Source organism: Terrihabitans soli, from assembly GCF_014191545.1.
Lineage (GTDB): Bacteria > Pseudomonadota > Alphaproteobacteria > Rhizobiales > Methylopilaceae > Flaviflagellibacter > Flaviflagellibacter soli.
Map to the genome: position 1 here is coordinate 300,720 of NZ_AP023361.1, position 23,553 is coordinate 324,272.

A 23,553-nucleotide genomic window follows, 5' to 3' on the forward strand; every position below is an offset into this window, starting at 1 on the left:
CCAGTCTAGGCAGGACCTTCGCCGGGCTGCAAAGCGCATTCTCTTATGTTACCGAGGGCGTGGCGGTCCCGTAGCTCAGCTGGACAGAGCGGCGGTTTCCTAAACCGTAGGTCGGAGGTTCGAGCCCTCCCGGGATCACCACCCATCCTAAAAGTCGGAATGCTTCAGGATCGGATCAGGAAACATGCCTCTCGCTCGCGACACCCGCCGCTCTCAGCTCGATCCCACGCTCGAGCCGCATGAGATCGAGCGGCTGCGCCGGTTCGGCACAGCGCGCGATTTCGATCCCGGCGCGGCGCTGATTTCGGCCGGCCAGACCGGCATCGGCCTTGCCGTCGTGCTGAAAGGCCATGTCGAGATCAGCCAGCAAGGGCCGAGCGGTGAGGCCGAGCCGCTTCTCACGCATCTCCCCGGCGCCTTTATCGGCGAACTCGCGCAGCTCTCGGGCCGACCGGCGCTGGTCGATGCGTTTGCCGTCGATGCGGTCGAAGTCCTCGAAATCACGCCGGAGCGGCTTCGGGCCCTGCTCATCGCCGAGGCCGAACTTGGCGAGCGCATCATGCGCGCGCTCATTCTGCGCCGCGTCGATCTTCTCGAAACCGGACGCGGCGGCCCGATCATCATCGGCAATTCGGACAGCGGCGATGTGCTGCGTCTCGAAAATTTCCTGGCGCGCAACGCTCATCCTCATCAGCGGTTCGATCCGGACAGGGATGCGGATGCGCAAATGCTCGTCGAGCGCTTCGGCGTCGCGTCCGAGCGCCTGCCCCTCGTGCTCTGTCCCGGAGGACAGGTTCTGCACAATCCGAGCGAAACCGAGCTCGCACGCTGCATTGGCCTTGTGGGGCCGATCGATGCGGACAAGATCTACGACGTTGTCGTTGTCGGCGCGGGTCCCGCCGGTCTTGCGGCGTCGGTCTATGCGGGCTCGGAAGGATTGTCCGTACTTGTTCTGGATTGCCGCGCATTCGGCGGTCAGGCGGGAGCGTCGGCGCGCATCGAAAACTATCTCGGTTTTCCGACCGGGATTACCGGCATGGCGCTGATGGGCCGCGCCTACAGCCAGGCGCAGAAATTCGGTGTCGAATTTGCGATCCCCGATGAAGTCGTCCGCCTCGAGCAGAACGGCGATGGTCTGTCGACGCTCGTCATCGGAAGCGATGAGCGCGTTCGCGCCCGCACGGTCGTTCTCGCCTGCGGCGCAAAATATCGCCGTCTCGATGTCGCAGCCATCGAAGGTTACGAAGGCGCCTGCGTGCATTATTGGGCCTCGCCGCTGGAAGCCAGCCTGTGTACGGCGCGCGAGGTCGCGCTTGTGGGCGGCGGCAATTCGGCCGGTCAGGCTGCGGTCTATCTCGCAGGCCATGCCGAAAAAGTCTGGCTCATCATCCGCGGCCCAAGCCTCGAAGCGACGATGTCGAAATATCTGATCGAGCGCATCGAAAGCCTTCCCAATGTCGAGCTTGTCGCGAACACCGAAGTCACGGCGGTGACCGGCGAAGATAGTGCGCTCTGCAATATTTCCTGGAAAAACCGCAAGACCGGCGAAGAGGCATCGAAGCCGGTGAGCCAGCTGTTTCTGTTTATCGGCGCCGCACCCAATACCAATTGGCTCGCCTCAAGCGGCCTGACACGAGACGACAAAGGCTTCATCGTCACGGGCCAAACCATCGACCGCGAATGTCACGCTCTGGAGACGAACCTGCGTGGCGTGTTCGCCATCGGTGACGTGCGCGCGGGTTCGGTCAAGCGTGTCGCTGCGGCGGTTGGCGAAGGCGCGCAGGTCGTTGCCGCCGTGCATGCGTTTCTGGCGAAGAGCTAGGAGCGGGCGACGTCCTCAGAGCGGGCCGAGCCCGGCGCTGCGGAACGGCCCGAACGGAATGCGGCAGCCTTCGGTGAAATCGCCGAGGCGGGCCTGCAGGGACGCCATATCCGAAGGTGCTATCCGGACCACCTCCACACATTCATGCCCGGCCGCGAGCGCCTCGACCGCGCGGAGGTGCCGCGGCGTTTTCATCGACAGGCTGTCGATCAGCACCGCGACGAGACGCGTGCCTGTCCAGAAGACGACATCGAAGGGGATGAAATCGCCGCGCCATTGCAGATGCGCGTTGGGCAGCGGAAGAAACGCCGAGAAGAACCAGTCGCGATAGTCCGGAAACGCCGCGCCGGGATCGAATCCAGCTTCGGCAAGCTTGAGTTCCAGCGCATCCCGCCGGCGCTCGATTTCCTCATCGACGAAGTCGAAATAGCTCGACACAAAACGTTCGAGCGGCCGGGAAAACAACGGCACCGCGCGCTGAAGTGCACGCCGGCAAAATCGCTTCCGGTCGTCGTGGCTGTTCAGCTGGGAGGCCGATTGCGGCGGCAGGTCGAGCCAGCCGGACGAATTGAGCCGCAACGCAGCATCGCCCGCACCGATGGTTGCGGCGCGCGGGCTGAGCGCGCCTGCGGCGGCAGAACCGTGCTTGTGGGCGAGCGCGGCGACGTGCTTGTCGATTTTTCCGAACAGGACAAAGAAGCGTGCATCGCCGGAAGGGCCGGCCGGTTGCTTTCGCGGTTTTGTCCCGGCCGGCATCAGATATCGGCCTCAAGACAATAAAGGCCGCCCGTCCAGCGGTCGCCGGTGTAAATAATGCCGCGTTCGTCGACGTGAAGATCGTTCATCTGCGCGGTTGCAACGCGCGAATCCTTCGGCGCGGGTGGAATGAAATAGGCGATGGTTTCGGGGCGGTAGGGATCCTTGATGTCGTAGATGCGCACGCCCGCATTAAAGAACGCACCGAAAATGATCTCTTCGCTGCGGAAGGACGGGCCGGGCCGGTTCTCGTGGATGTTGTGCGATCCGAAGCGTCCGCCTTTGCGGCCGTATTCCTCGAACGACGGCAGCGGGAATGTGCTGATCGGAACGAGATTGGTTTCCAGCCGCGCATCGACCATCCAGGTCAGTTTAGGCCAATCCGCGCCGTCATCCAGAATGCTCTCATCGGTCACGACAAGAAGATCGCGCTCAAACAGCGGCATGACGGTATGGGTGAAGCCCGGATAGGGCGGATGCGGGTTCCAGGAACTGACCACTTTCGGCGCCGATTTGTCGGCGATATCGAGAATGAACGCGCCGCCGTCGATATAGCCGATATATGCGCGGTCCGGGCGCTCCGGATAGACATTGGCGTTGTGGAGCCTGTACGCATCGGGACCGCGCATTTCATGGAGCGGCTGCGGATTGAGCCGCGGCGGCAGCGGTTCGGCATCGCCTTCGCGTGTTCCAGGATACCACCAGCGCCCGACTTCGCGGGGCTTTGTCGGATCGCGGACATCGATGATCTGATAAAACTGATCGTCGCGCGGATGCCGCGGCTGGAAATCCGGCGCGCCGCTGGAGCAATGTATGTATTCCCCGTCGACAAACCACAGGCAGTGGCAGCCGCGGGAATAGGGACCTGAAGCATCGTAGAAGCCGATCGAGCGCGGATTTTCGGGAACTGAAATATCGAACAGCTCGACGCCGGCCGGTTTGTCGCCGGGAGTCCAGACCTGATAGGCGACGGCGAGGATGTTGCCGCAGGTCTCGAGCGAATTCGACCGCATGTTTCCGTGCGCGAGCTCGGTTTGGCAGACGACTTTCGGCTTTCGCGGATCGCTGACATCGACCCCGGTAAAGTTCTTCGGCGCGCCTTCATGCGCGATCCAGAGAATGCGCCGCCCGTCCGGCGCAATCTGCAGGCTCATTCCCTCACCGACCGTGCCGAAGCCGCGCAGAGTGTCCTGGGAAAGCAGCTTGATGTTCTTCGAAAGCGCGCCTTGCATATCTCGCCTCTCCACGGGACTGATGAGGCGGAAACCTATAATGTACAAATATACGGCCTAGGAAGTGATATTTTATAAAATCATTGACTTGAGCCTTCCCGCTCCTATTTTGGCCGGTGAAGAGGAGGGCGGCCCGGCCGCGGCCGGCAGCGTGCCGTTCTGAAGGCCGGCAGGATTGAGATGATCTCGACCAGCACGATGTCGCGTTCCCGGACGCCTGAAGCAATTCCGGTGTTCCTGATCACGGGCGCTTTGGGGAGCGGAAAAACAACGCTTCTGCGGCAGGTGATGGCGTGCCCGGGCATGCAGGACACGGCTTTGATCATCAACGAGTTCGGCGCCATCGGGCTCGATCAGATGCTCGTGCAGTCGGCCATCGAGAACATTCTCCTGATGGGAGACGGCTGCCTTTGCTGTTCGATCCGCGGCGATCTCATCGACACGATCAGCGGCTTGTTCGCCCGCGCCGAACTCGGCGAAATCCCGTCCTTCGGGCGCATCATCATCGAGACGACCGGCCTCGCCGATCCGCGGCAAATCATTCAGGATCTCGTCACCGCGCGCGGCATCTCAGGCCGCATTAGGCTGGCGAAAGTGATCACCGCTGTCGACGGCGTGTTCGGGCTTTCGCAGCTCGGCCAGAACGATGAAGTGCTGCAGCAGGTCATTCACGCGGATCTGTGCATGATCACCAAATGCGATCTGATCGAAGGCGAGACGCTCGGCCTTCTCACTCAGGCGATTTCGGGCCTCAATCCCACCGCCGAGATCGTGCGGTCGCACGATTTTTCCGGCAAGGCCGAGGGGATTCTCGACGACACAGGCTGGCAAAAGCCGCGGCGCGCCTCGGGCTCCTCATTCCGGTGCGATGCAAAATCGGTTCACGATGCGGTGCAAAGCTGGTCGGTCCGGCACGAGGCGCCGCTCGCCTGGTCGAAGATTCTGGAATGGCTCGATGCGCTGTATTCGATGCGGCCCGCAAATATCCTGCGGATGAAGGGGATTTTGCAGGTTGCGGGACAGGAAAGCCCGGTCGTGGTTCAGGGGGTCGGCGCTATGATCTATCCGCCGGCTCGCCTCGATGCGTGGCCGTGGCCGGCGCGGGGGTCTGAAATCGTTGTCATAACAAGGGGCCTTGATGCGCGGTCGGTTGGCCGGTCGTTCGATGCGATCGTTCTCGGCGGGCAATTGCCGCGCGCGCAGAGGGACGGTATCGATGGCCGGGTTCTGGCCTCAAGCGCAGTTTGATCGGTCGACGGATTGACGATGGCACCACAGAAGACAGTACAAGCCCCGGACGAGAAGCCAGTCTCTCTGGCGGCGCTTGCCTATCAGAAACTCCACGCCGACATCACGAGCGGCCAGCTCGCGCCGGGCCAGAAGCTGCTCGTCGCCGATCTCAACGAGCGTTACGGAATTGGCCTCAGCCCTCTGCGCGATGCCCTCAACCGGCTCTGCGCCGACGGCCTTGCGGTGAAGCGCGAGCAGAAAGGCTTTTTCGTCGCCGCGCTCGATGAAGCCGCGTTTCTCGAGATCACCAACGCCCGCCTTGTCATGGAGGAAGCGGCGCTGCGCCTGTCGATCGCCAATGGCGATACTGCGTGGGAGGAATCGGTTGTCCTCGCATTCTACCGTCTCGCGAAGGTCGCTTCGGGCGGCGGCACGTTCATGCTGACGCCGGAATGGTCGGCCGCTCACCAGGACTTTCATACGGTGCTGTGGGCGGCGTGCGAGAACGAGTGGCTGCTCGGCTTTTGCAACAAACTTTTCGAACAGACCACACGCTATCGCGCGCGCCGCCGTCTTTTGTTCGCCGACAGCCCGCTGCACCGCGAAAATGTGGTCCAGGGGCACAAAGATATTATGGAGGCGTGCATCGCACGCGATGCCGATCTCGCCGGCGACCTTCTGGTCAATCACTACAAGGATTCATTCGAGTTCGTCATGGGGATCGAATGCAAGCTGCTCGACAATCCCCGCCGGCTCGTCCCGCTGCCCGGCGCAGTATCCGATAAGGCCAAGGCCAAGACTGTCGGTACAGTCTAAAACTATCATCGCGTCCTCAAGGGCCGCCAAGGAAAAGGTGCATCATGATTGTCTCCGTCAACCCCGCCACCGGGCTCGAAATCGCGCGCTACGAGACGCATACCGACGCGCAGGTCGAGGAGGCGCTCGGCCGTGCATCTGCCGCGCAGAAAGACTGGCGCAAGCAGAAACTGGCGGTGCGCCTTGCAGCGCTCCGCCGTGTCGCGGCAACGCTCCGCGCCAACAAGGAACATCTTGCCCGGCTGATTACGCAGGAAATGGGCAAACCCATCGTCGAAGCGGAAGCCGAGATCGAGAAGAGCGCCTGGAATTGCGACTTCTACGCTGAGCACGCCCCACGCTTTCTCGCCGACAGCATTGTCCCGAGCAATGCGACGGAGAGCCGTGTGGTGTTCGATCCGCTCGGCGTTGTCCTCGCGGTGATGCCGTGGAACTACCCGTTCTGGCAGTTCTTCCGCTTTTTCGCGCCGGCAATGGCGGCCGGCAACGGCGCCATTCTGAAGCATGCGTCGAACGTGCCGGGCTGTGCACTGGCGATTGAGGATGTTCTCAGGAAAGCAAATGTTCCGGACGGGCTGTCGCGCTCTCTTTTGATCCCGTCGTCGCGTGTTGCCGGCCTCATCGCCGATCCGCGCATCGCCGCCATTACGCTGACCGGCTCGACGCCGGTGGGTGCGTCCGTTGCGGCGGAGGCCGGCAAGCATCTTAAAAAGCAGGTGCTTGAACTCGGGGGCACGGATCCGTTCATCGTGCTTGCCGATGCCGATATCGAACTGGCGGCGCAGACCGGCGCCCGCGCCCGTTTCCAGAATGTCGGCCAGAGCTGCATTGCGGCAAAGCGCTTTATCGTCGAGGAGAAAGTCGCCGACAAATTTGTCGCCGCGCTGTCGAAGCACGTTTCCGCGCTGAAGGTCGGCGATCCGATGGACCGCAGCACGCAGATCGGTCCGATCGCCCGCGCCGATCTGCGCGCCGATCTGCACAAGCAGGTGGAGCAATCTTTGTCGGAAGGCGCGACTTTGCTCCTGGGCGGCAAGGAGCTGGAGGGCGCAGGAGCCTTCTATGCGCCGACCCTCGTCGACAATGTGACGAGCGATATGACCGCCTGCCGCGAAGAAATCTTCGGCCCCGTCGCGCCGGTCATCCGCGTGCGTGACGTGGAGACCGCCATCGCCGTTGCGAACGATACGGAATACGGCCTTGGCGCGGCGTTGTGGACGCAGGACATCAGCCGGGCCCACGTCCTCTCGCACGAGATCGAAGCCGGCGCGGTGTTCATCAACGGAATGGTCGGCTCGGACCCCCGTATCCCGTTCGGCGGCATCAAAAAGTCGGGTTACGGGCGTGAGCTCGGCGAGTTCGGGATCCGGGAATTCACCAACATCAAAACGGTCTGGGTCGGACCCGCTCAGGTCTGAACTGTAACCGGGAAGGGTGCCGTATCCGGCTGCCTGCAGGTAAAAAATATAAAATCACAATGCCAGAGAAGATATTTATGAAATTTCTTGACTCGTTAGGGCGTTGAGAGAAGATTGCCCCGACCGGAGCGGCGAACCTCGTTCACCTCCTCCGTCTGCTCAAAACGAGCGGTCGATCAGAATTCAGAGACCGGCAAGCAAAAACGCCGGCTTTGGGGAGGGAACTATGGTTCGCGTTACTCGAAAAACAGTTGTGTGCGCGCTGCTCTCAGCCGCGATGATCTCCTTGGCTCCGGGTTTTGCGTCGGCCCAGGATTATCCGACTAAGACTGTACGTATTATCGTTCCGGTTCCGCCCGGAGGTCCGACCGACTTCATCGCGCGTGTCGTCGCCGAGCGGCTGAACGCCATGTGGGGCCAGCCGGTCATCGTCGAAAGCAAAGCCGGCGCGACGGGCGCCATCGCCAACGATGCGGTCTCGAATGCTGAGCCGGACGGTTACACGATCCTGATCGGCAATGTGTCGACCAATGCCATCAACTTCGCGGCCATTCCGAAAAAGCGCGAAGGCGTGAAGCTGACGCCGGTGACGAACCTCATTCAGGTTCCCGGGGTTCTCACCGGGAGCAAAGAGCTGGAGGCCAAATCGGCCGAGGATCTCGTTGCGAAGATGAAATCCGGCGAGCTGAAGGGCATCAAATTCGGCTCGACCGGCATCGGCACCTATTCGCAGATCGATATGCTGCGCTTCCTGAAGCAGAACAATCTCGAAGCCACACACATCGCCTATAAGGGCGCCGCACAGGCGCTGCCGGCGCTGCTGGGCAATGAGATCCAGCTCGAATTCCTGAACCTGTCGACCGGCCTCCCGCTGGTCAAAGACGGCCGCCTCAAGGCGTTCGCAACCACCTGGCCCGAGCGAGTCCCCGAGCTTCCGGATGTACCGACGCTCAAGGAGCTCGGCTATGGCGATGTCGGCACTTCCGCCTGGCACGGAATGTTCGTGACGGAGGGAACGCCCCAGCCGGTCATCGACAAGATCTATGCGTCGGTGAAGTCGATCTATGAGCAGCCGGACATTCAGAAAAAGATCGCCGACCAGAATTCGAAAGCCACGCTCAGCAAGTCTCCCGCCGAGTTCGCGACCTTTGTCGAATCCGAGATCGTCAAGTGGACGAAGCTGATCAAGGACAACGACATCAAGGTCACTGCGGACTAACCGCGTTCGACGCCACAGACATGAACGAAACCCGGGCGCCGTAGCGGCGTCCGGGTTTTGATCTCGGAGACGGATCATGACGACCGAAAGCGGGCAACGCCGCCACTATGTAAAGGACAAGCCGCTTTTCCTGTCCGGCCTGATGTTTGCGGCGATCGGTGCTCTGGTCCTTGTGCTCGTGCGCGATTACCCGATGGGAAAAGCATCGAATATGGGGCCGGGATACTTTCCGGCTGCGCTCGCTCTGCTGCTGTGCTGCATCGGCCTCCTGTCGGTCGTTCTTTCGATCAAGAGCGCCAAGCAGCAGGACATTCCCGAATGGCCGGCGCTTCCCGCGATTGCAATTGCAGCCGGTGTGCTCGCGTTCGGTCTTCTGGTCACAAAGTTCGGTCTCGTGATCGCGTCCACGGTGCTGCTGCTGATTCTCAGCTACAACCGGATCACCACGCGACCCATCGAGTTCATCCTGCTCACGATAGGGCTCGTCGCTTTCGCCTCGTTCCTTTTCGTAAAGGCATTGGGAATCCCGCTGGATCTGTGGCCGTAGCCTGTCGCGCTGAATGCGTTGTTGAGGAATTGCGATGAGTGTTTTTGATCAGCTCGCGGTCGGCTTCCAGGTCGCACTGACCCTGGAAAATTTCGGCTACTGCCTGCTGGGCGCGGCAATCGGCACGATGGTCGGCGTTTTGCCGGGCATCAGCCCGGTGACGACGATCGCGATGCTGCTGCCGATCACCTTTCAGATTCCGGCAGTGTCGGCCCTCATCATGCTGTCGGGCATTTATTACGGCGCCCATCACGCGGGCTCGACGACCGCGATCATTCTGAATATGCCGGGTGAACCAAGCTCGGTCGTCGTATGTATCGACGGGCATCCAATGGCGCGTCAGGGACGGGCCGGTGTTGCTCTCGCCATCTCCGCGATAGGCTCGTTCTTTGCGGGATGCGTCGGCATCATCGTCATCACATTCTTCTCGCCGGTGCTTGCAGATGTCGGACTTCTGTTCGGCGCGCCTGAATACACCGCGCTCGTCGCCGTGGCGCTGATGACCGCGTCCGTCATGTCCGCCGGCTCCGCCCTGTCGACGTTTGGGATGGCGATCCTCGGGCTTCTGATCGGCACGGTGGGCACCGATGTCGGCACGGGATTCGAGCGCTTTACCTTCGACAGCACGCATCTTGCGGACGGCGTCGATTTCGTTGCGGTCGCCGTCGGTCTGTTCGCATTTTCCGAAGTTGCGCAGCATGTGAAAGCGCCGGACCTGCACAAGACCTTTGCGGTCAAGTTCTCCGAGCTGTTTCCGCGGATGAAAGATCTCAAGCAAGCATTTCCGGCAATCCTGCGCGGTACGGGTCTTGGCGCGGCTCTGGGCATCCTGCCGGGGACCGGACCGCTCGTCTCCGCCTTCGCCGCCTATGCTCTTGAGCGTCAGGTTGCGAAGGACAAATCCCGTTTCGGCAAAGGCGCGATTGAAGGCGTTGCTGCGCCGGAAGCTGCCGACAACGCCGCTGCGATGACGCACTTCATTCCGATGCTGGGTCTTGGCATTCCCGCCGGCGCGGCAATGGCCATGCTGCTTGGCGCGCTGACCATTCAGGGCGTGCAGCCCGGCCCGCAGCTGATGGCGACCCATCCCGAACTCTTCTGGGGCGTCGTGTGCAGCATGTGGATCGGCAATCTGATGCTCCTGGTGCTGAACCTTCCGATGATCGGCGTCTGGATCAAGATGCTCTCGATCCCGTACCGGCTTCTCTATCCAGGCATCATTCTGTTCTGCTGCATCGGCGTCTACAGTGTCAGAAACTCCGCGTTCGACGTGTTGCTGGCGGCGGGCATCGGTCTGTTCGGAATAACCGCGCGGCAGTTCAATTGTTCGCCGGCGCCGCTCGTCCTCGGGCTGATCCTCGGTCCGATCTTCGAAGAGAATTTCCGGCGCTCGCTCACGCTATCGGGTGGCGATCCGACGATTTTCTTCACCCGGCCGATCTCCGCCGCGCTTCTCGTGCTCTTCGTCGTGTTCGCCTTCGGCGTCACGATGTCCGGCGCCAGGAGCCGCAAGCAGGAAATCGAGCACGAAGCGGAAGCGGTCTGATCCCACGGGGTAGCTTTGAACCGGAGGTCCGGTACGGAAGTCCTATTGGCGGCGGAGCTTCTCCGCTGCTAGACGCGGCCATTGTGATTGCAGACGAAGATCAGGGCCTTCCCGCGCCCAAACGGCATATCGCGCTCGCGGCGCTCCTCATCACCATTGCCATCGGCGTGATCGATGCGAGCAGCATCAATGTCGTGCTGCCGCATATTGCGCGCACATTCGGTGTTTCGCCGGCCGAAGCCATTCTGGCGGTCACCGCCAATCAGATCGCCATGGTAGCGATGCTGCTGCCCTGCGCATCGCTCGCCGAAAAAATCGGTCTGCGCCGCATGCTGACGATCGGCCTTGTCCTGTTTGTCGTCTCGTCCATTGTCTGTTTCTTTGCGCGCTCGATGCCGGAATTGCTGATTGCCCGCACGGCCGCAGGTTTTTCCGGCGCGTGCATTTTTGCGACGACGACGGCGCTGGTGCGCATCAGCCAACCGGTCAAAAGATTCGGCCGCACCATGGGCACGGTCGCAACCGTCGTCGCCGTCTCGACGGGGCTTGGCCCTGCCATTGCAACCGCGATCGTCGCAAAGGCCGACTGGATCTGGATCTTCGCGCCCAACATCGTCTTCGGGCTCATCGCTCTCGTGATGGTGCGCAGCCTTCCGGTCGTGCGCGACCGGCTGCGTCCCGTCAATCTCGTCAGTGCCGTGCTCTGTGCCACGACCTTCAGCCTTCTGATCGTCGGCATCGGCAATGCCGTGACGCGGCCTGCGATAGCCGCAATCTGCGTCGTGCTCGGCCTCGCTGCGTGTTTTGCTTTGCTGCGCCGCGAGCGGTCTTCGCTTTATCCGATGCTGCCGGTCGATCTTCTGCGTCTGCCGCCTTTTGCCAATGCGGTTGCGGGAGCGGCCTGTCTGTTCCTCGCACAGATGACGGCCTTCGTTGCGTTGCCCTTTTATCTGCATGGGCATTTCGACAGCGTTCAGACCGGCGCTCTTCTGACCGTGTGGCCGATTGCGGTTGCGCTGACGGCGCCTGTAGCAGGCATGCTTTCCGACAAGCTGCCGCCGCATGTTCTGTGCGCAACGGGCGCTGGCCTTCTCGCGACAGGCCTTACCGGCCTTGTGACGCTTCCGCCGTCTGCGCTCGTTCTGATCGTGCCGGCGCTGGCGATGTGCGGTTCCGGCTTCGGGCTGTTTCAGACCCCGAATAACCGGGCGATGCTGCTGGCCGTGCCGCGCAATCGTATCGGAGCGGCCGGCGGCATGCAGGCGACGACACGGCAATTCGGTCAGGCTCTAGGCGCCAGCGCAGCGGCCCTCGGTTTTACGCTATCGGCCACTCTCGGCGGAACCATCTCCCTGTCGATTGCAGCCGGGGTCGCCTTTCTGGCTTTTCTGATAAGCATTTCGCCGAACGGGCGCGATCGGGCCTGAGGCGCAGGAGGCGCTCTCAAAAGTTGACCTGCCGACTGAAATAGCTATTTCAACGGAGGCGGCCCGGGTTGTCCCGGGAGTATCGCCCTTCGCCGAACCCCGACCGGCCCGCCGGAGTGCTAGCAATGTGCATCTGTGACGACGAAGAAGCCGACGAGCGTGTGCTGATCGAGGACACGGTGCTGGCGCGTGCGCGCATTCTCGATGCGGCAAGGGGAGGCGGCAGCGTCGCGGATGAGGCATGGGCGATCTTCGCCGGGAAGACCGGCGGCAGCGTCGCCTGGCCCGACTATCAGCGTATGCAAACCATCTACGAATCCGCCGCGAATCTCGAAAAGAGGCTCGCGCATATGCGGCGCGAGAGGCGGCCGCTGCGTCGCCGGGCGATTGCCGTAGGCTGACACCCGGATAAGCCGGATTTGAATTTCTTCGCGCGAGAAAAGGCCTGATATGCGGTTTGCCTTTGCCTGCTCCGTTCTGATCGCCGCCGGGCTAGGTGCGAGCGCAGTCGAGGCGCAGACGCTTCAACTGAAGCCGTTCAAGGACAATCTCTTCGCCTATCCCAAGGTCATGGTGGACGAGGGCGAAGATTTCTACCGCATGGTCGATTACAAGAAAGAGCGCGACATCCATATTCGCGACGACGTTCCCGAGCGCCGCGTGCAGCCGCATTACGTCTCGACCGGCGTGCGCAAGGTTCAGGAAGATGCGGTGCTGGAAAGCCCGCTCGGCAAGATCCGCCATTTCACCGTCGGCAAGACGGATGGTGCTGCGATCATCACAATGTATCTGCACGGGCAGGGCGGCAGCCGCAAACAGGGCGTCGACGACATCACGTTCGGCGGCAATTTCAACCGCATCAAAAATCTGATGGCGCAAAATGGCGGGCTCTATCTCTCGCCCGATTTTTCCGATTTCGCCGAGCGCGGTACCGCGGAGATCAAAACGCTTCTGCTGCATTACATCGCGCGCTCGCCGTCGGCGCCGGTGATCATCGGCTGCGGTTCGATGGGCGGACAGGTGTGCTGGAATCTGGCGAAAGATCCCGTCATCGGACCGCGGCTCGGCGGGCTTCTTCTGCTTGGATCTTTTCCGGACGAAGAATTCCTGGACAGCGCCGCCTTCCGCGCGAAAGTGCCTGTTTTCTTCGGGCATGGCGGCGCCGACACCGTGGTCTCGGTCATCAAGCAGGAGCAGTTCTTCCGCTCGCTGCCGGGAAAATCGCCGGGCTATCCGACGCGCTTTGTGCGCTTCGAGACGGGCTCGCACGGCACGCCGATCCGCATGACAGACTGGCGCGCCGAGATCAACTGGATGCTGGCGCAGCCGCGTTAAGCGGCCTGCAGGCTGTCTTTCAGGAACGCGCGATCCGGCTCCGTGCCGAGGCCGGGACCCTCCGGCACTTTCATGATCGTGCCCTCCATCGGCATCGAGCCGGGGAAGAGCAGCTCGCACACCGAAGCCGTGACCGTGTGCAGCTCCACCGGCCCGCCATTCATCATGCCGGCCATCAGATGCAGGTTGAGGCTCGGCCAGCCGCCGCCCACGGCGAGCGGCAGATTGAACATCTGCGCGGCGTGCGCGACCTTGCGCGTTTCGGTGAAGCCCGAGCCATAGCAGCAATTGGGCTGAATGATATCGACGGCGCGATGCTCGATCAGTTCGCGGTAGCGCCAGCGATGTCCTTCCATCTGCCCGGCGGCGAGGGGAATGCGCGTCTGGCGGCGCAGATCCGCCATCGCGCGCGCATCGTTCTGATGAAGGGGCTCTTCAAAAAAGGCGATGTCGAGCTCCTCGGCGGCATTGCAGAGGGCGCGGGCATTGGCCGGGTCCATACAGTAATTGGCGTCCATCATCAGCGCACGCTCAGGCCCGATGGCATCGCGGACGGCGCGCAGGCGTTTGATGTCTTCCCGCCAGCCGCCTTTGGCGACGCCGACCACCATTTTCAGCGCCTGATGGCCTGCAGCCGCGAAATGCTTCGCCGCGGCGACGAGTTCGTCGTGCTTGTATTCATGAAGGCCGAACGTGCAGTAGGTCTGCGCCTCTTTGCTGAAGCCGCCGAGAAGCTCGGCGACGGTGCGGTTCACGGCCTTGCCGTGAATATCCCAGAGGGCGATATCGAGCGCGGCAAGCGCGTGGACGATCACGCCGGTCTGGCAGCGCATATTGAGTTTGCGCCACACGATATGATGGATCGCTTCGGTGTTGCGCGGGTCCATGCCCTTCACGAGCGGCAGGATTTCGCGCCTCAGCGTGTCGGCGACCGCAAACGGCAGCATTTTGCCGGTGAGGCCGTAGCCGGTGATGCCGGTATCGGTCTTCGCTTCGCAGAAAACGAAGCCCCAGCCTGTGGAGCGCGTTTCGACGAGCGGCATCGGAATCTGCACCCGGTGCACGGATGCGGTGAGATCGGCGATCTTCATGGCGTTGAAGCTCATCCTTGCTGCACGGCCGCCTCGCGCTTGGCGCGCCGGTTGGTGAAAACCTGCTGCAAGACCGGCATGAACAGCGAGCCGAGCGTCAGCACGGCGAGGATCAGGCAGACGGGCGTCGCCAGGAAGATCATCGGATCGCCGCTCGAAATCGTCATGCCCTGACGGAAGGCCTGTTCCATCAGGCCTCCGAGCACGACGCCGAGGACGAGCGGCGCGACGGGGATGTCGGCCTTGCGGAAGAAGTAGCCGATAACGGCGAACCCGAGCGCCAGATACACTTCGGTGATGCTGCTGTTCACCGAGTAAACGCCCGTCAGCGCGACGACGAGAATGCCGGTGAGCAGAATACCCGAAGGCAGATAGAGGATGCGGACGAAGAGACCGATCAGTGGCAGGTTCAAAACGAGAAGGATGAGATTGCCGAGATACATCGAGTCGATCAGACCCCAGACGAGTTCGGGCTGTTCCTTCATCAGCTGCGGGCCGGGCTGAATGCCGTACATGATGAACGCGCCGAGAAGGACGGCGGTGACGCCCGAGCCCGGAATGCCGAGCGTCAGCAGCGGCACAAGATTGCCGGAGACGGAAGAATTGTTCGCGGCTTCTGGCCCGGCAACGCCTTCGATCGCGCCCTTGCCGAACATCTCCGGATGCTTGGAGAGTTTCTTCTCCGTCGCATAGGAAATGACGGTGGCGATGATGCCGCCCGCGCCCGGCAGGACGCCGACGATGAAGCCGATAATGCCGCCGCGCGTGATGGGGCCGATCGAGCGGCGCCATTCGTCCGGCGTGCACCAGAGACGTCCTGAAATGCGGATCGGCTTTGCATCGCCGGTGTACCAGGCCTGGATCTGATAGATGACCTCCGTCAGCGCGAAGAAGCCGACGACGATGGAGAGGAACGGCACGCCGTCCTGAAGGCTCGGAATGCCGAAGACAAAGCGTTCCTGGCCGCTTTGCAGGTCGATGCCGATGGTTGCGATCATCAGGCCGAAGAAGACCGAGAACATGCCCTTGGGCAGCGAGCCTGAGGTGAACGCGCCGACCGCCGACATGGTGAAGATCATCAGCATGAAATTCTCGGCCGGACCGAATTGCAGCGCGACGCTCGAGAACGGGATGGCGAGAAGCGTCAGCGCGATCACGCTGATCGTGCCGGCGACGAAGGAGCCGACGGCAGCAACGGCAAGCGCCGCACCGGCGCGTCCGTTGCGCGCCATCGGATAGCCGTCGAACACGGTGATGACGGAGGTGCCGTCGCCGGGTGTGTTGATGAGCACGGAAGCTGCCGTGCCGCCATAGGATGAGCCGTAATAGATGCCGCACAGCATGATCAGCGCGGAGACCGGATCGAGACCGAACGTCAGCGGCAGGAGAAGGGCGATGCCGGCCGTCGCGCCGATGCCGGGCAGAATGCCGATGATCGTGCCGAGCAGCGTGCCGACAAACACGAACATCAGATTATGCGGCTGAAGCGCGACTTCAAATCCGCCGAGAACGTAAGGAAGGGAATCCATTGATGATGATCCTCAGCCGAGAAAGCCGAACAGGCCTGACGGCAGCGCCACGCCGAGCCCCTTTTTGAGGCCGTAATAGAGAACCGCCGATGTTCCGGCGGCGATGGCGATGTTCATCGGGTGCTTGCCGCGGTTGAAGGCGCTCAGAAGGCCGAACATCAAAAGGAAGGTCGCTGCGAGATAGCCGACGCTTTCCATCGCGACCGCATAGAAAAGTGCGGCCGCACCCGCGCCGAAAACGCCGCGGCGCTGGCGGCGGCTGAGGTCTGGATCTGCGGGCGCTTGAGGTTCGGAAACGGGCGCCAGCGCGCCGCGCGCTTCGAGCCAGAGGAGAAGGGCGATGATGACCATGCCGCCGCCGAGCAGCAGCGGATACATCCGCGGACCCACCGGGTCCTCCCCGAGGCGGACGGGAATCATAGAGCTGAGAATGAGATAGACGGCTGCGAGGACCGCGCAGACGACGGCGAGCGTTTTGCCCATGAAATGGGCCTCCCATGAATTTTCTATTCTTGGGGTCAGCCTAGCCCCCTTAGCCGCTATGTCAAATATATAAATATATAAACTATTGCACCTTTGGTTGGGACCGCGTTACAAAGTTCGGGTCGCTCACGGAGGTGTTGTCTTGAAGTTCGTTTCGTATCGTTCGGCCGGTGGTGTTGATTTCGGTGCAGTTGTCGGAAGCGAGGTCGCGGTCCTCGGCGGCGCATCGGGCGGACGGTGGAAGAGCTTGCGCGGCATGCTCGAAGACGGCGGTATCGAAGCCGGAGCGAAAGCCGTCACGGGCGCAAAGCGCATTCCGCTCGACGGGCTGCACTACGCGCCGCTTCTGCCCGACACGGATATGATTTATTGCGTCGGCCTCAATTACGCGAAGCACATCGCGGAAATGGGCCGCGAGATGCCGCAATATGCGGCGCTGTTTCCGCGCACGCCGCGCAGCCAGATCGGCCACAACGAACCGATGATCCTGCCGCGCGTGTCCGACAAGCTCGATTATGAGGGTGAGCTTGCTTTCGTGATCGGCAAAGGCGGACGCTACATTTCCGAAGACAAGGCGCTCGATCATGTCGCGGGCTATTCCTGCTACAATGACGGCAGCCTGCGCGATTTCCAGCGCCATACGCACCAGTTTCTGCCGGGCAAGAATTTCTGGGGCACGGGCGCGTTCGGCCCCTGGCTCGTGACGCCCGATGAATTCGGCGATGTCGCCTCACATTCCGTCACGACGCGCCTTAACGGCCAGGTGATGCAGAATGCCGGGTTCGACGACTTCCTGTTCACCGTCCCCTATCTCATCTCCTACATTTCGAGCTTCACCGAGCTTCTGCCGGGCGATGTCGTCATTACCGGAACGCCGGGCGGCGTCGGCACGGCGCGCAAGCCGCCCGTCTATATGAAGGTGGGCGATGTGGTCGAAATCGAAATCGACGGCATCGGTGTGCTGCGCAACACCATCGTCTCCGAAGCCGACGTCAAAGTCCCGGGCGAAGCATGACGCAGATCCTGACCTTTGCCTGCGGCCGCAACGACCGCACCGACGCCATCTTCACCGGCGAGGCAAAGCCGGAAGGCGCGACATTGTCGGCGCTCAATCTGCCGCCGCCGGAAATCTTCCCGCGCGCATTAAAGCGCGCGGAGTTCGACGTCACCGAGCTGTCCGCAAGTTCCTATGTCGTGCAGCTCTCGCGCGGCGTTTCGGAATATGTCGCGCTGCCGGTCTTCCTGTCGCGGCACTTCCGCTTCGATGCGGTCTATGTGCGCTCCGACCGCGGCATCGAGAAGCCTTCCGATCTGAAGGGCAAGATCATCGGCACGCCGGAATTCCAGATGACGGCCGGTCTGTGGATCCGCGGCATCATGCAGGAGAAATTCGGGCTCGATCACCGCGATGTCGAATATGTCACCGGCGGCCTCAATGTCGCCGGCCGCAAAGAGCGCATCAAGATCGAGCCGGGTCCCGGCCAGAAAATCCGTCCGGCGGGCGATAGCGTCACGCTGAATGAGCTTCTGGTCAAAGGCGAGATCGACGCTGTCATCGCACCGGAGCCGCCGCTCGGCTTCCGGGACGGTTCAGCGCCGATCCGCCGCCTCTTTCCCGATACGAAAGCCGCCGAGCAGGATTATTTCAAAGCGAGCGGCATTTTCCCGATCATGCATCTCGTCGCCGTGCGCCGCGCTTTGGTCGAGGCTTCGCCGGACCTGCCGAAGCGGCTCTACGATGCTTTCGTTCAGTCGCGCGATCTCGGCTACCGCAAGCTCGATCAAATGGCCAATGCGGCGACGCATCCCTTGATGCTGCCCTGGCTTGGCGTCGAGCTTACTGAGACGAAATCGGCGCTCGGCAAGGACTTTTGGCCTTACGGCGTCGAAGCCAATCACCCGACGCTCGAAGCGCTCTGCCGCTATTCGCACGATCAATCGCTCGCGGCGCGCCATGTCGCGGTCAATGAGCTCTTTGCCGAAACCCTGCTGGATACGTGAACAGGACAAACGACATGAAATACTTCCACCGTTTCGACCAGATGGAGCAGTTCGCTTTCGGTCCGAAAGTGACGTCGTCTTTCGGCGCCAAGGTGCCGGGCCAGCGCATGATCCTCGGCCTTGCCAAAAAGGCGCCGGGCACGGGCTCGAAGATGCACAAGCACAATGCCGAGCAGTTCAACTACATGCTCCAGGGCACGGCGACCGCCATCGTCGGCGATGAGGAAATGATCATCAAAGCCGGCGATGTCGTCTACATGCCGCCCGATGTGCCGCACAGCATCACGGCGATCGGCGATGAGGAAGTCATCTTCCTGACGGTCAAGGACACCTTCGAGGAGTTCAGGGTCGATCTGGTCGGGGAATAACCAAAAAGAACAAGAGTGTACAAAACGACATAATCGGAGGAAACAATGTACTTACGAAAAATCTGCGCAGCTGCGCTTGCGATAAGTCTCATGGCAAGCCCGGCTCTCGCCTGGGAACCGGAAGGCGATGTCGAAATTCTTGTCACCGTCGGCCCGGGCACCTCGCCCGACCAGCTCGCCCGTCAGCTCCAGGCGATCTGGCGCACGCAGGGCACGGTAAAGAACAATGTCGTCGTAACCAACAAGCCGGGCGGCGGCGGCGCTGTCGGCCTCGGCTATCTGAACAATGAGCATGCCGGCAGCGGCGCAAATCTCGTGATTGCCGGCGCGAGCATGGTGTCGAACAAGCTTGCGGGCCGCTCGAAGATCGGCTGCGCCGAGGTCACGCCGATCGGGCACATCTTCGCCGAATATATCGGCATTGCCGTCCATCCGGATTCGCCGATCAAGGACGCCAAGGATCTGATCGAACGCCTGAAGGCCGATCCGCAGTCGCTGTCGATCGGCATCGCGACGAGCCGCGGCAACTCAAATCATCAGGCGATTGCGCTGGCGGCGAAGAAAGCCGGAATCGACATCACCAAGCTGAAGACCGTGGTGTTCCAGGCCGGCAGCGAAGCGCGCACCGCCGTCATGGGCAAGCATGTTGACGTCGTTCCGGCCTCTGTCGGCAGCCTCGTCAAACAGGTTGAAGCCGGCCAGCTGCGCCTTCTCGCCGTGACCTCGCCCGAGCGCATGCCGGGCGCGGTCGCCAATGTGCCGACCTGGAAGGAGCTCGGCTTCGATGCCGTCGTCTCCAACTGGCGCGGCCTGATGGGCCCGAAAGATATGCCGGCGGAAGCCGTCGCCTATTGGGAGGACGTGCTCGACAAGACCATGCAGGACGCGGATTTCAAGAAATCGGCGGAAGCCGGTTTCCAGACCGCCAAACTGATGAAGCACGAAGAATTCGCCGCCTATTGCAAGACGGAAGAGCAGAATCTCTCGCTCATCCTGAACGATATGGGCATAGGCGAATAAACAAGAATGCGCCGTCCCGTCCGCGGGGCGGCGCTTTGATCGAGAACAGGACAAGTGATGGAACTCGCGGAACAGGTCGCTTTTGTCTCGGGCGCGACGCGCAATATCGGGCGCGCAATCGCCGAAGATCTCGCTTCTGCGGGAGCGGCGGTGGCTGTCTGCGGCCGCAGCGACGCCAATGCGGCCGATGAGATCGTGGCCGGCATCCGCAGCCGCGGCGGACGCGCGATCCCGCTTCTCGGCGATGTGCGCGACCGGGCGGAGGTTCAAGCCATGGTGAGCGCCGCCCGCACGCAGCTCGGCCCGATTTCCATTCTCGTCAATTGCGCCGCCGTGCGCGAGGAAACGCCGTTCGGCGAGATCAAACTCGCGGACTGGCAACGCATTCTCGGCATCGTTCTCGATGGCGCCTTCAATCTCGCGCAGGAGGTTCTGCCCGACATGCGCGGTAAGGGTGGCACCATCGTCAATATCGGTGGCGAGACCGGCCATACGGGCGCGCGCGAGCGTGCGCATGTGGTGACGGCGAAAGCCGGGCTTGCCGGATTTACAAAGGCTCTTGCGCTCGATCTCGCGCCGGACCGGATCACGGTCAATTGCGTCGTGCCCGGCACGATCGAAACCGATGGCTCGAGCATGAAGCGCCATGCCGCAACCGAGTTCAAACAGAAGCGCATGCCGCCCATCGGACGCCGCGGCGAGCCTTGGGAAATCGCCGCCATGGTGCGCATGCTGTGCGGACCCGGCGCCCGCTACATCACAGGTCAGGCCATCCACGTAAACGGCGGCTATTCATGTCATTGAACATCGTTCTTCCCGGAGCAACGCGCCAGCTCGCAGATTTCGTCGTCGCGACGAGCTATCGCGATCTGCCGCCGGCGGCGCTCGATGCCGGAAGGCGTTCGCTCATCAATTTTCTCGGCGTCAGCATTGGCGGCGCCCATCACGAAGAAGTCGACAGTTCGCTGAAAGCGCTGCAGCGCCTCGGCGTCGCCGGCACCGTGCCGATCCTCGGCCGCAAAGAGCGCGTCGATGCGGTCAACGCCGCCTTCATCAACGGCACGAGCTCGGCCGTGCTGGATTTCGATTCCACGCAGATGAAGCGCACCAATATCCATCCATCGGGTCCGGTGCTGCCGGCGATCCTTGCCTTTGCGCATGGACGCAATGTCGGCGGCGAGGATTTCATCGCCGCCTATATTCTCGGCGTCGAAGTCGCCTGCCGGATCGCCAATGGTGTTTTCGGAGAAAACAACCCGGGCTGGCATGTGACGGGCGTGACCGGCGGTATCGGTGCGGCGGCCGCCGTCGCCAAACTTCTCGGCCTCGATGCGGAGAAAACGGTTGCCGCCATGTCGATCGCCGCGAACCAGGCGAGCGGGTTGCGCGAAATGTATGGAACGGCGTGCAAGGCGCTGACGCCGGGACGCGCGGCGCGCGACGGACTGCTCTCGGCGATGCTGGCAGCGGAGGGCGTTTCCGCACCCGATAAACCGATCGAGGGCCGCAAAGGCCTGTCGATGGTTTTTACCGGCCATGAAGCACCGCATTCGATGACCAAAGAACTCGGCGGCGCCTACGAGATCGAGCTCAATATTTTCAAGCCCTATCCCTGCGCCATCGTCACTCATGCGGTGATCGACGGCGTGTCGCGCCTGTGCGCCGGGAGCGGCATCTCGCCGGAGGACATCGCGAATATCGAACTCGAAGTCGCGCCGGTCGCGGCGGAACTTGCCGGGCATGGCGAGCCGAAAACAGAACTGCAAAGCAAATTCAGCCTGACGCATGCCGCGGCGGTTGCCGCGACGCATCGTTCGGCGCGGGTCGAGGATTTTTCGGAAGAGGCCGTGCACGATGCGGGTTTTGCGGCGCTGCGCAAATCGGTTGCGGTGCAGACGCGCAAGGGGCTTCGCAAAAACGAAGCCTTCGTTCTCATCCGCACATCCGATGCGAAGACGCACAGCGTTCATGTCGAGCATGCGCTCGGCTCGCTCGAACATCCGATGTCGGACGAGGATATTGCCGAGAAGTTCCGTGCGCTTGTCGAACCTGTTCTCGGAGCGCAACGCGCCCGCGATCTTCTTGACCGTGCGGCAATGCTGAGCAAAAGCACCGATGCCGGAAGCCTTGCCGATTATCCGGTCTGATCCGGCCCGGGCTTTTCGGGCCTATCGGCGTGCAGAAGCCGGTAGATATAGGGCAGGGTCAGAACGGTAAAGACGTTGCGGAAGATCTGGCAGGCGATCACGAATGCGACTTCGATTCCCAAAGCGTAGGCAATCAAGGTCATTTCGACCATGCCGCCGGGCGCAAGCGACAGAAGCAGCGAATTGAAGGGAATGCCGACAAGGTTCGACGCCGTATAGGCCGTCAGAAAAGCCGCGCCGACAATGAGAATTGCCCAGGCGACGCTGCTGACCGCGATCATTCGGGCCTCGCGCCAGTGAATGCCGGCAAAGCGCGCGCCGGCGATGCAGCCGATAACGACCTGCACGCCGCTGACAAGCCAGGATGGCGGCGCGGCGTCGGTGATCTGCGCAAGATGTGCCGCGGCGCTGAACAGCATGCTGATCAGCATCGGGCCCGCCGGGATGGGTAGCCGCGTTCCGATGAAATACCCGGCAAGACCGCATGCGACCAGAACCGCGAGATCCTCGATATGACCGATCGGATGTTCCGGCAGAAGCAGCGGCACATCGACATGCGCCGAGGTGCGGACGACGAGCGGAATTATTGAGACGACGGCGAGAATGCGCGTCGCGTGCACAAGAACGAGGGTTCGCAGATCGCCGCCGAGTGAATCGCCGAGAAGCGACATTTCGTTGAGACCTGCCGGCGTCGAGGCGAAGAACGAGGTCGTTGGATCGAAGCGACAGACAAAGCGGAAAAAGACATAGCCCGCAGAAGTGGTGATGAACGCAAAGATCCCGACGACAATGAAGGCCGGCCACCAATCGGCGGCGCTGGCGAAGAGAGCTGGTGAAAAGGTCGATCCGGCCAAAACGCCGATCACCGGCCGGGCGAAGGTCCGGGCCGCGCGGGGCATCCTATAGGGAAATCCGGAGGCGAGCGTCACGACCGCCGTCGCGAACATCGAACCCAGCATCCAGGGTAAAGGCGCGTGAATACTCGCGAAAAGCGCGGCACCGGCGAGCCCGACGGCAGCGGCGGCAAGAACGTGGATCAGCTTTTGGGAGAAGGTCATCGAGGTCTTGTATCTAAATATATAAACATTTGTCGATTGCCAAAGCGAGTGCTATCGTCCGCCTTTCAGTCATGGGAGGGCCAGGTGCCGTTTTACACCTTAGACACGATGAAGCCAGGCAAGCAGAAGGGAAATCCTGATGTGAGCGTTCGCTCGGCCATCGGCGAATTCATGAAGGTCGGAATCGTGACCAAGCCGGAAGGTGACGGCCCGGCGCTGCATGAGCATCCCAACGAAGAACAGTGGACCTACATTCTCGCGGGAGAATTGCACTTCATTCTCGGGGATGAAGACAAGATCGTCGGTCCGGGTACGCTTGTACATATCCCGCGCAATGTTCCGCATCGCAGCCGTCCGGTAAACGGTCCGGCGACGTTCCTGACTGTGAAGAGCCCGGCCGGAAGCGGGGCGATGGACCAGGATTACAACAAGGCAAAAGGGGCCGATGAGGCCGAAGCGCTTTATCCGGGAAAGCGCAAGTGAAGTGCTGATCAAAATATAAAACTTG

23 protein-coding genes and 1 tRNA gene are annotated in these 23,553 nt (G+C 61.9%); 18 read left to right on the forward strand and 6 right to left on the reverse strand.

What is annotated here, in order from left to right:
- Positions 1 to 64: 64 nt before the first annotated feature.
- Both IZ6_RS01640 and IZ6_RS01645 read left to right on the forward strand, forming a co-directional pair.
- Positions 65 to 141, forward strand: a tRNA-Arg gene (locus tag IZ6_RS01640).
- Positions 142 to 184: 43 nt separating this feature from the next.
- Positions 185 to 1,822, forward strand: coding sequence for an FAD-dependent oxidoreductase (locus IZ6_RS01645; RefSeq protein ID WP_222876292.1), 1,638 nt, complete (start codon positions 185 to 187; stop codon positions 1,820 to 1,822).
- Positions 1,823 to 1,837: 15 nt separating this feature from the next.
- Here IZ6_RS01645 and IZ6_RS01650 read toward each other — a convergent pair whose 3' ends face one another.
- Complete coding sequence (locus IZ6_RS01650; protein ID WP_222876293.1) at positions 1,838 to 2,578, reverse strand: hypothetical protein; 741 nt, start codon at positions 2,576 to 2,578, stop codon at positions 1,838 to 1,840.
- A complete protein-coding gene (locus tag IZ6_RS01655; protein WP_225873968.1) occupies positions 2,578 to 3,810 on the reverse strand; it encodes an LVIVD repeat-containing protein in 1,233 nt (410 codons plus the stop codon). Before IZ6_RS01655 ends, IZ6_RS01650 begins: the two co-directional genes overlap by 1 nt.
- 180 nt (positions 3,811 to 3,990) lie before the next feature.
- Here IZ6_RS01655 and IZ6_RS01660 point away from each other — a divergent pair, with 180 nt between their 5' ends.
- From IZ6_RS01660 to IZ6_RS01700, 9 genes are all read left to right on the forward strand, one after another.
- Entirely contained in the window at positions 3,991 to 5,058 is a 1,068-nt protein-coding gene (locus IZ6_RS01660; RefSeq protein WP_222876294.1) for a CobW family GTP-binding protein, read from the forward strand.
- Between the two features lie 18 nt (positions 5,059 to 5,076).
- A complete protein-coding gene (locus IZ6_RS01665; protein WP_222876295.1) occupies positions 5,077 to 5,856 on the forward strand; it encodes a GntR family transcriptional regulator in 780 nt (259 codons plus the stop codon).
- 44 nt (positions 5,857 to 5,900) lie between these two features.
- Positions 5,901 to 7,274, forward strand: coding sequence for an NAD-dependent succinate-semialdehyde dehydrogenase (locus tag IZ6_RS01670; protein WP_222876296.1), 1,374 nt, complete (start codon positions 5,901 to 5,903; stop codon positions 7,272 to 7,274).
- Positions 7,275 to 7,500: 226 nt separating this feature from the next.
- On the forward strand, positions 7,501 to 8,493 hold the full coding sequence (locus IZ6_RS01675) for a Bug family tripartite tricarboxylate transporter substrate binding protein (RefSeq protein WP_222876297.1): 993 nt from the start codon (positions 7,501 to 7,503) through the stop codon (positions 8,491 to 8,493).
- A 76-nt stretch (positions 8,494 to 8,569) separates the two neighbouring features.
- A complete protein-coding gene (locus tag IZ6_RS01680; RefSeq protein WP_222876298.1) occupies positions 8,570 to 9,040 on the forward strand; it encodes a tripartite tricarboxylate transporter TctB family protein in 471 nt (156 codons plus the stop codon).
- A 34-nt stretch (positions 9,041 to 9,074) separates the two neighbouring features.
- Positions 9,075 to 10,586, forward strand: a complete 1,512-nt coding sequence (locus tag IZ6_RS01685; protein WP_222876299.1) for a tripartite tricarboxylate transporter permease — start codon at positions 9,075 to 9,077, stop codon at positions 10,584 to 10,586.
- An 83-nt stretch (positions 10,587 to 10,669) separates the two neighbouring features.
- The gene (locus tag IZ6_RS01690; RefSeq protein WP_222876300.1) at positions 10,670 to 12,013 is read left to right on the forward strand and encodes an MFS transporter; all 1,344 of its coding nucleotides are present in this window, start codon (positions 10,670 to 10,672) and stop codon (positions 12,011 to 12,013) included.
- 125 nt (positions 12,014 to 12,138) lie between these two features.
- The gene (locus IZ6_RS01695; RefSeq protein ID WP_222876301.1) at positions 12,139 to 12,414 is read left to right on the forward strand and encodes a hypothetical protein; all 276 of its coding nucleotides are present in this window, start codon (positions 12,139 to 12,141) and stop codon (positions 12,412 to 12,414) included.
- A gap of 49 nt (positions 12,415 to 12,463) precedes the next feature.
- Complete coding sequence (locus IZ6_RS01700) at positions 12,464 to 13,348, forward strand: alpha/beta hydrolase (protein ID WP_222876302.1); 885 nt, start codon at positions 12,464 to 12,466, stop codon at positions 13,346 to 13,348.
- Here IZ6_RS01700 and IZ6_RS01705 read toward each other — a convergent pair.
- From IZ6_RS01705 to IZ6_RS01715, 3 genes are read right to left on the reverse strand one after another with little or no spacing between them, the layout of a single operon-like run.
- A complete protein-coding gene (locus IZ6_RS01705) occupies positions 13,345 to 14,454 on the reverse strand; it encodes a mandelate racemase/muconate lactonizing enzyme family protein (RefSeq protein ID WP_222876303.1) in 1,110 nt (369 codons plus the stop codon). The genes IZ6_RS01700 and IZ6_RS01705 overlap by 4 nt on opposite strands.
- Positions 14,451 to 15,968 (reverse strand): tripartite tricarboxylate transporter permease, encoded by a 1,518-nt coding sequence (locus IZ6_RS01710; RefSeq protein WP_222876304.1) that lies wholly within the window; start codon positions 15,966 to 15,968, stop codon positions 14,451 to 14,453. The genes IZ6_RS01705 and IZ6_RS01710 overlap by 4 nt, the downstream gene beginning before the upstream one ends.
- A gap of 12 nt (positions 15,969 to 15,980) precedes the next feature.
- Positions 15,981 to 16,451: a tripartite tricarboxylate transporter TctB family protein gene (locus tag IZ6_RS01715; protein WP_222876305.1), complete on the reverse strand. Its 471-nt coding sequence runs from the start codon at positions 16,449 to 16,451 to the stop codon at positions 15,981 to 15,983.
- Between the two features lie 142 nt (positions 16,452 to 16,593).
- Here IZ6_RS01715 and IZ6_RS01720 point away from each other — a divergent pair, with 142 nt between their 5' ends.
- The 6 genes from IZ6_RS01720 (at position 16,594) to IZ6_RS01745 (ending at position 21,987) form a co-directional block, all read left to right on the forward strand.
- Complete coding sequence (locus IZ6_RS01720; RefSeq protein ID WP_225873969.1) at positions 16,594 to 17,466, forward strand: fumarylacetoacetate hydrolase family protein; 873 nt, start codon at positions 16,594 to 16,596, stop codon at positions 17,464 to 17,466.
- On the forward strand, positions 17,463 to 18,452 hold the full coding sequence (locus IZ6_RS01725; protein WP_222876306.1) for an ABC transporter substrate-binding protein: 990 nt from the start codon (positions 17,463 to 17,465) through the stop codon (positions 18,450 to 18,452). Before IZ6_RS01720 ends, IZ6_RS01725 begins: the two co-directional genes overlap by 4 nt.
- Positions 18,453 to 18,466: 14 nt before the next feature.
- On the forward strand, positions 18,467 to 18,820 hold the full coding sequence (locus tag IZ6_RS01730) for a cupin domain-containing protein (RefSeq protein ID WP_222876307.1): 354 nt from the start codon (positions 18,467 to 18,469) through the stop codon (positions 18,818 to 18,820).
- Positions 18,821 to 18,910: 90 nt separating this feature from the next.
- The gene (locus tag IZ6_RS01735) at positions 18,911 to 19,840 is read left to right on the forward strand and encodes a tripartite tricarboxylate transporter substrate binding protein (protein ID WP_222876308.1); all 930 of its coding nucleotides are present in this window, start codon (positions 18,911 to 18,913) and stop codon (positions 19,838 to 19,840) included.
- Positions 19,841 to 19,897: 57 nt separating this feature from the next.
- A complete protein-coding gene (locus tag IZ6_RS01740) occupies positions 19,898 to 20,644 on the forward strand; it encodes an SDR family NAD(P)-dependent oxidoreductase (RefSeq protein ID WP_222876309.1) in 747 nt (248 codons plus the stop codon).
- Entirely contained in the window at positions 20,635 to 21,987 is a 1,353-nt protein-coding gene (locus IZ6_RS01745) for an MmgE/PrpD family protein (RefSeq protein WP_222876310.1), read from the forward strand. Before IZ6_RS01740 ends, IZ6_RS01745 begins: the two co-directional genes overlap by 10 nt.
- On the opposite strand, the gene IZ6_RS01750 is transcribed toward IZ6_RS01745, so the two are convergent.
- The gene (locus IZ6_RS01750) at positions 21,975 to 23,045 is read right to left on the reverse strand and encodes an AbrB family transcriptional regulator (protein WP_222876311.1); all 1,071 of its coding nucleotides are present in this window, start codon (positions 23,043 to 23,045) and stop codon (positions 21,975 to 21,977) included. The two genes, IZ6_RS01745 and IZ6_RS01750, sit on opposite strands and share 13 nt — an antisense overlap.
- A gap of 141 nt (positions 23,046 to 23,186) precedes the next feature.
- Here IZ6_RS01750 and IZ6_RS01755 point away from each other — a divergent pair, with 141 nt between their 5' ends.
- Entirely contained in the window at positions 23,187 to 23,528 is a 342-nt protein-coding gene (locus tag IZ6_RS01755; RefSeq protein WP_222876312.1) for a cupin domain-containing protein, read from the forward strand.
- Positions 23,529 to 23,553 lie beyond the last annotated feature (25 nt).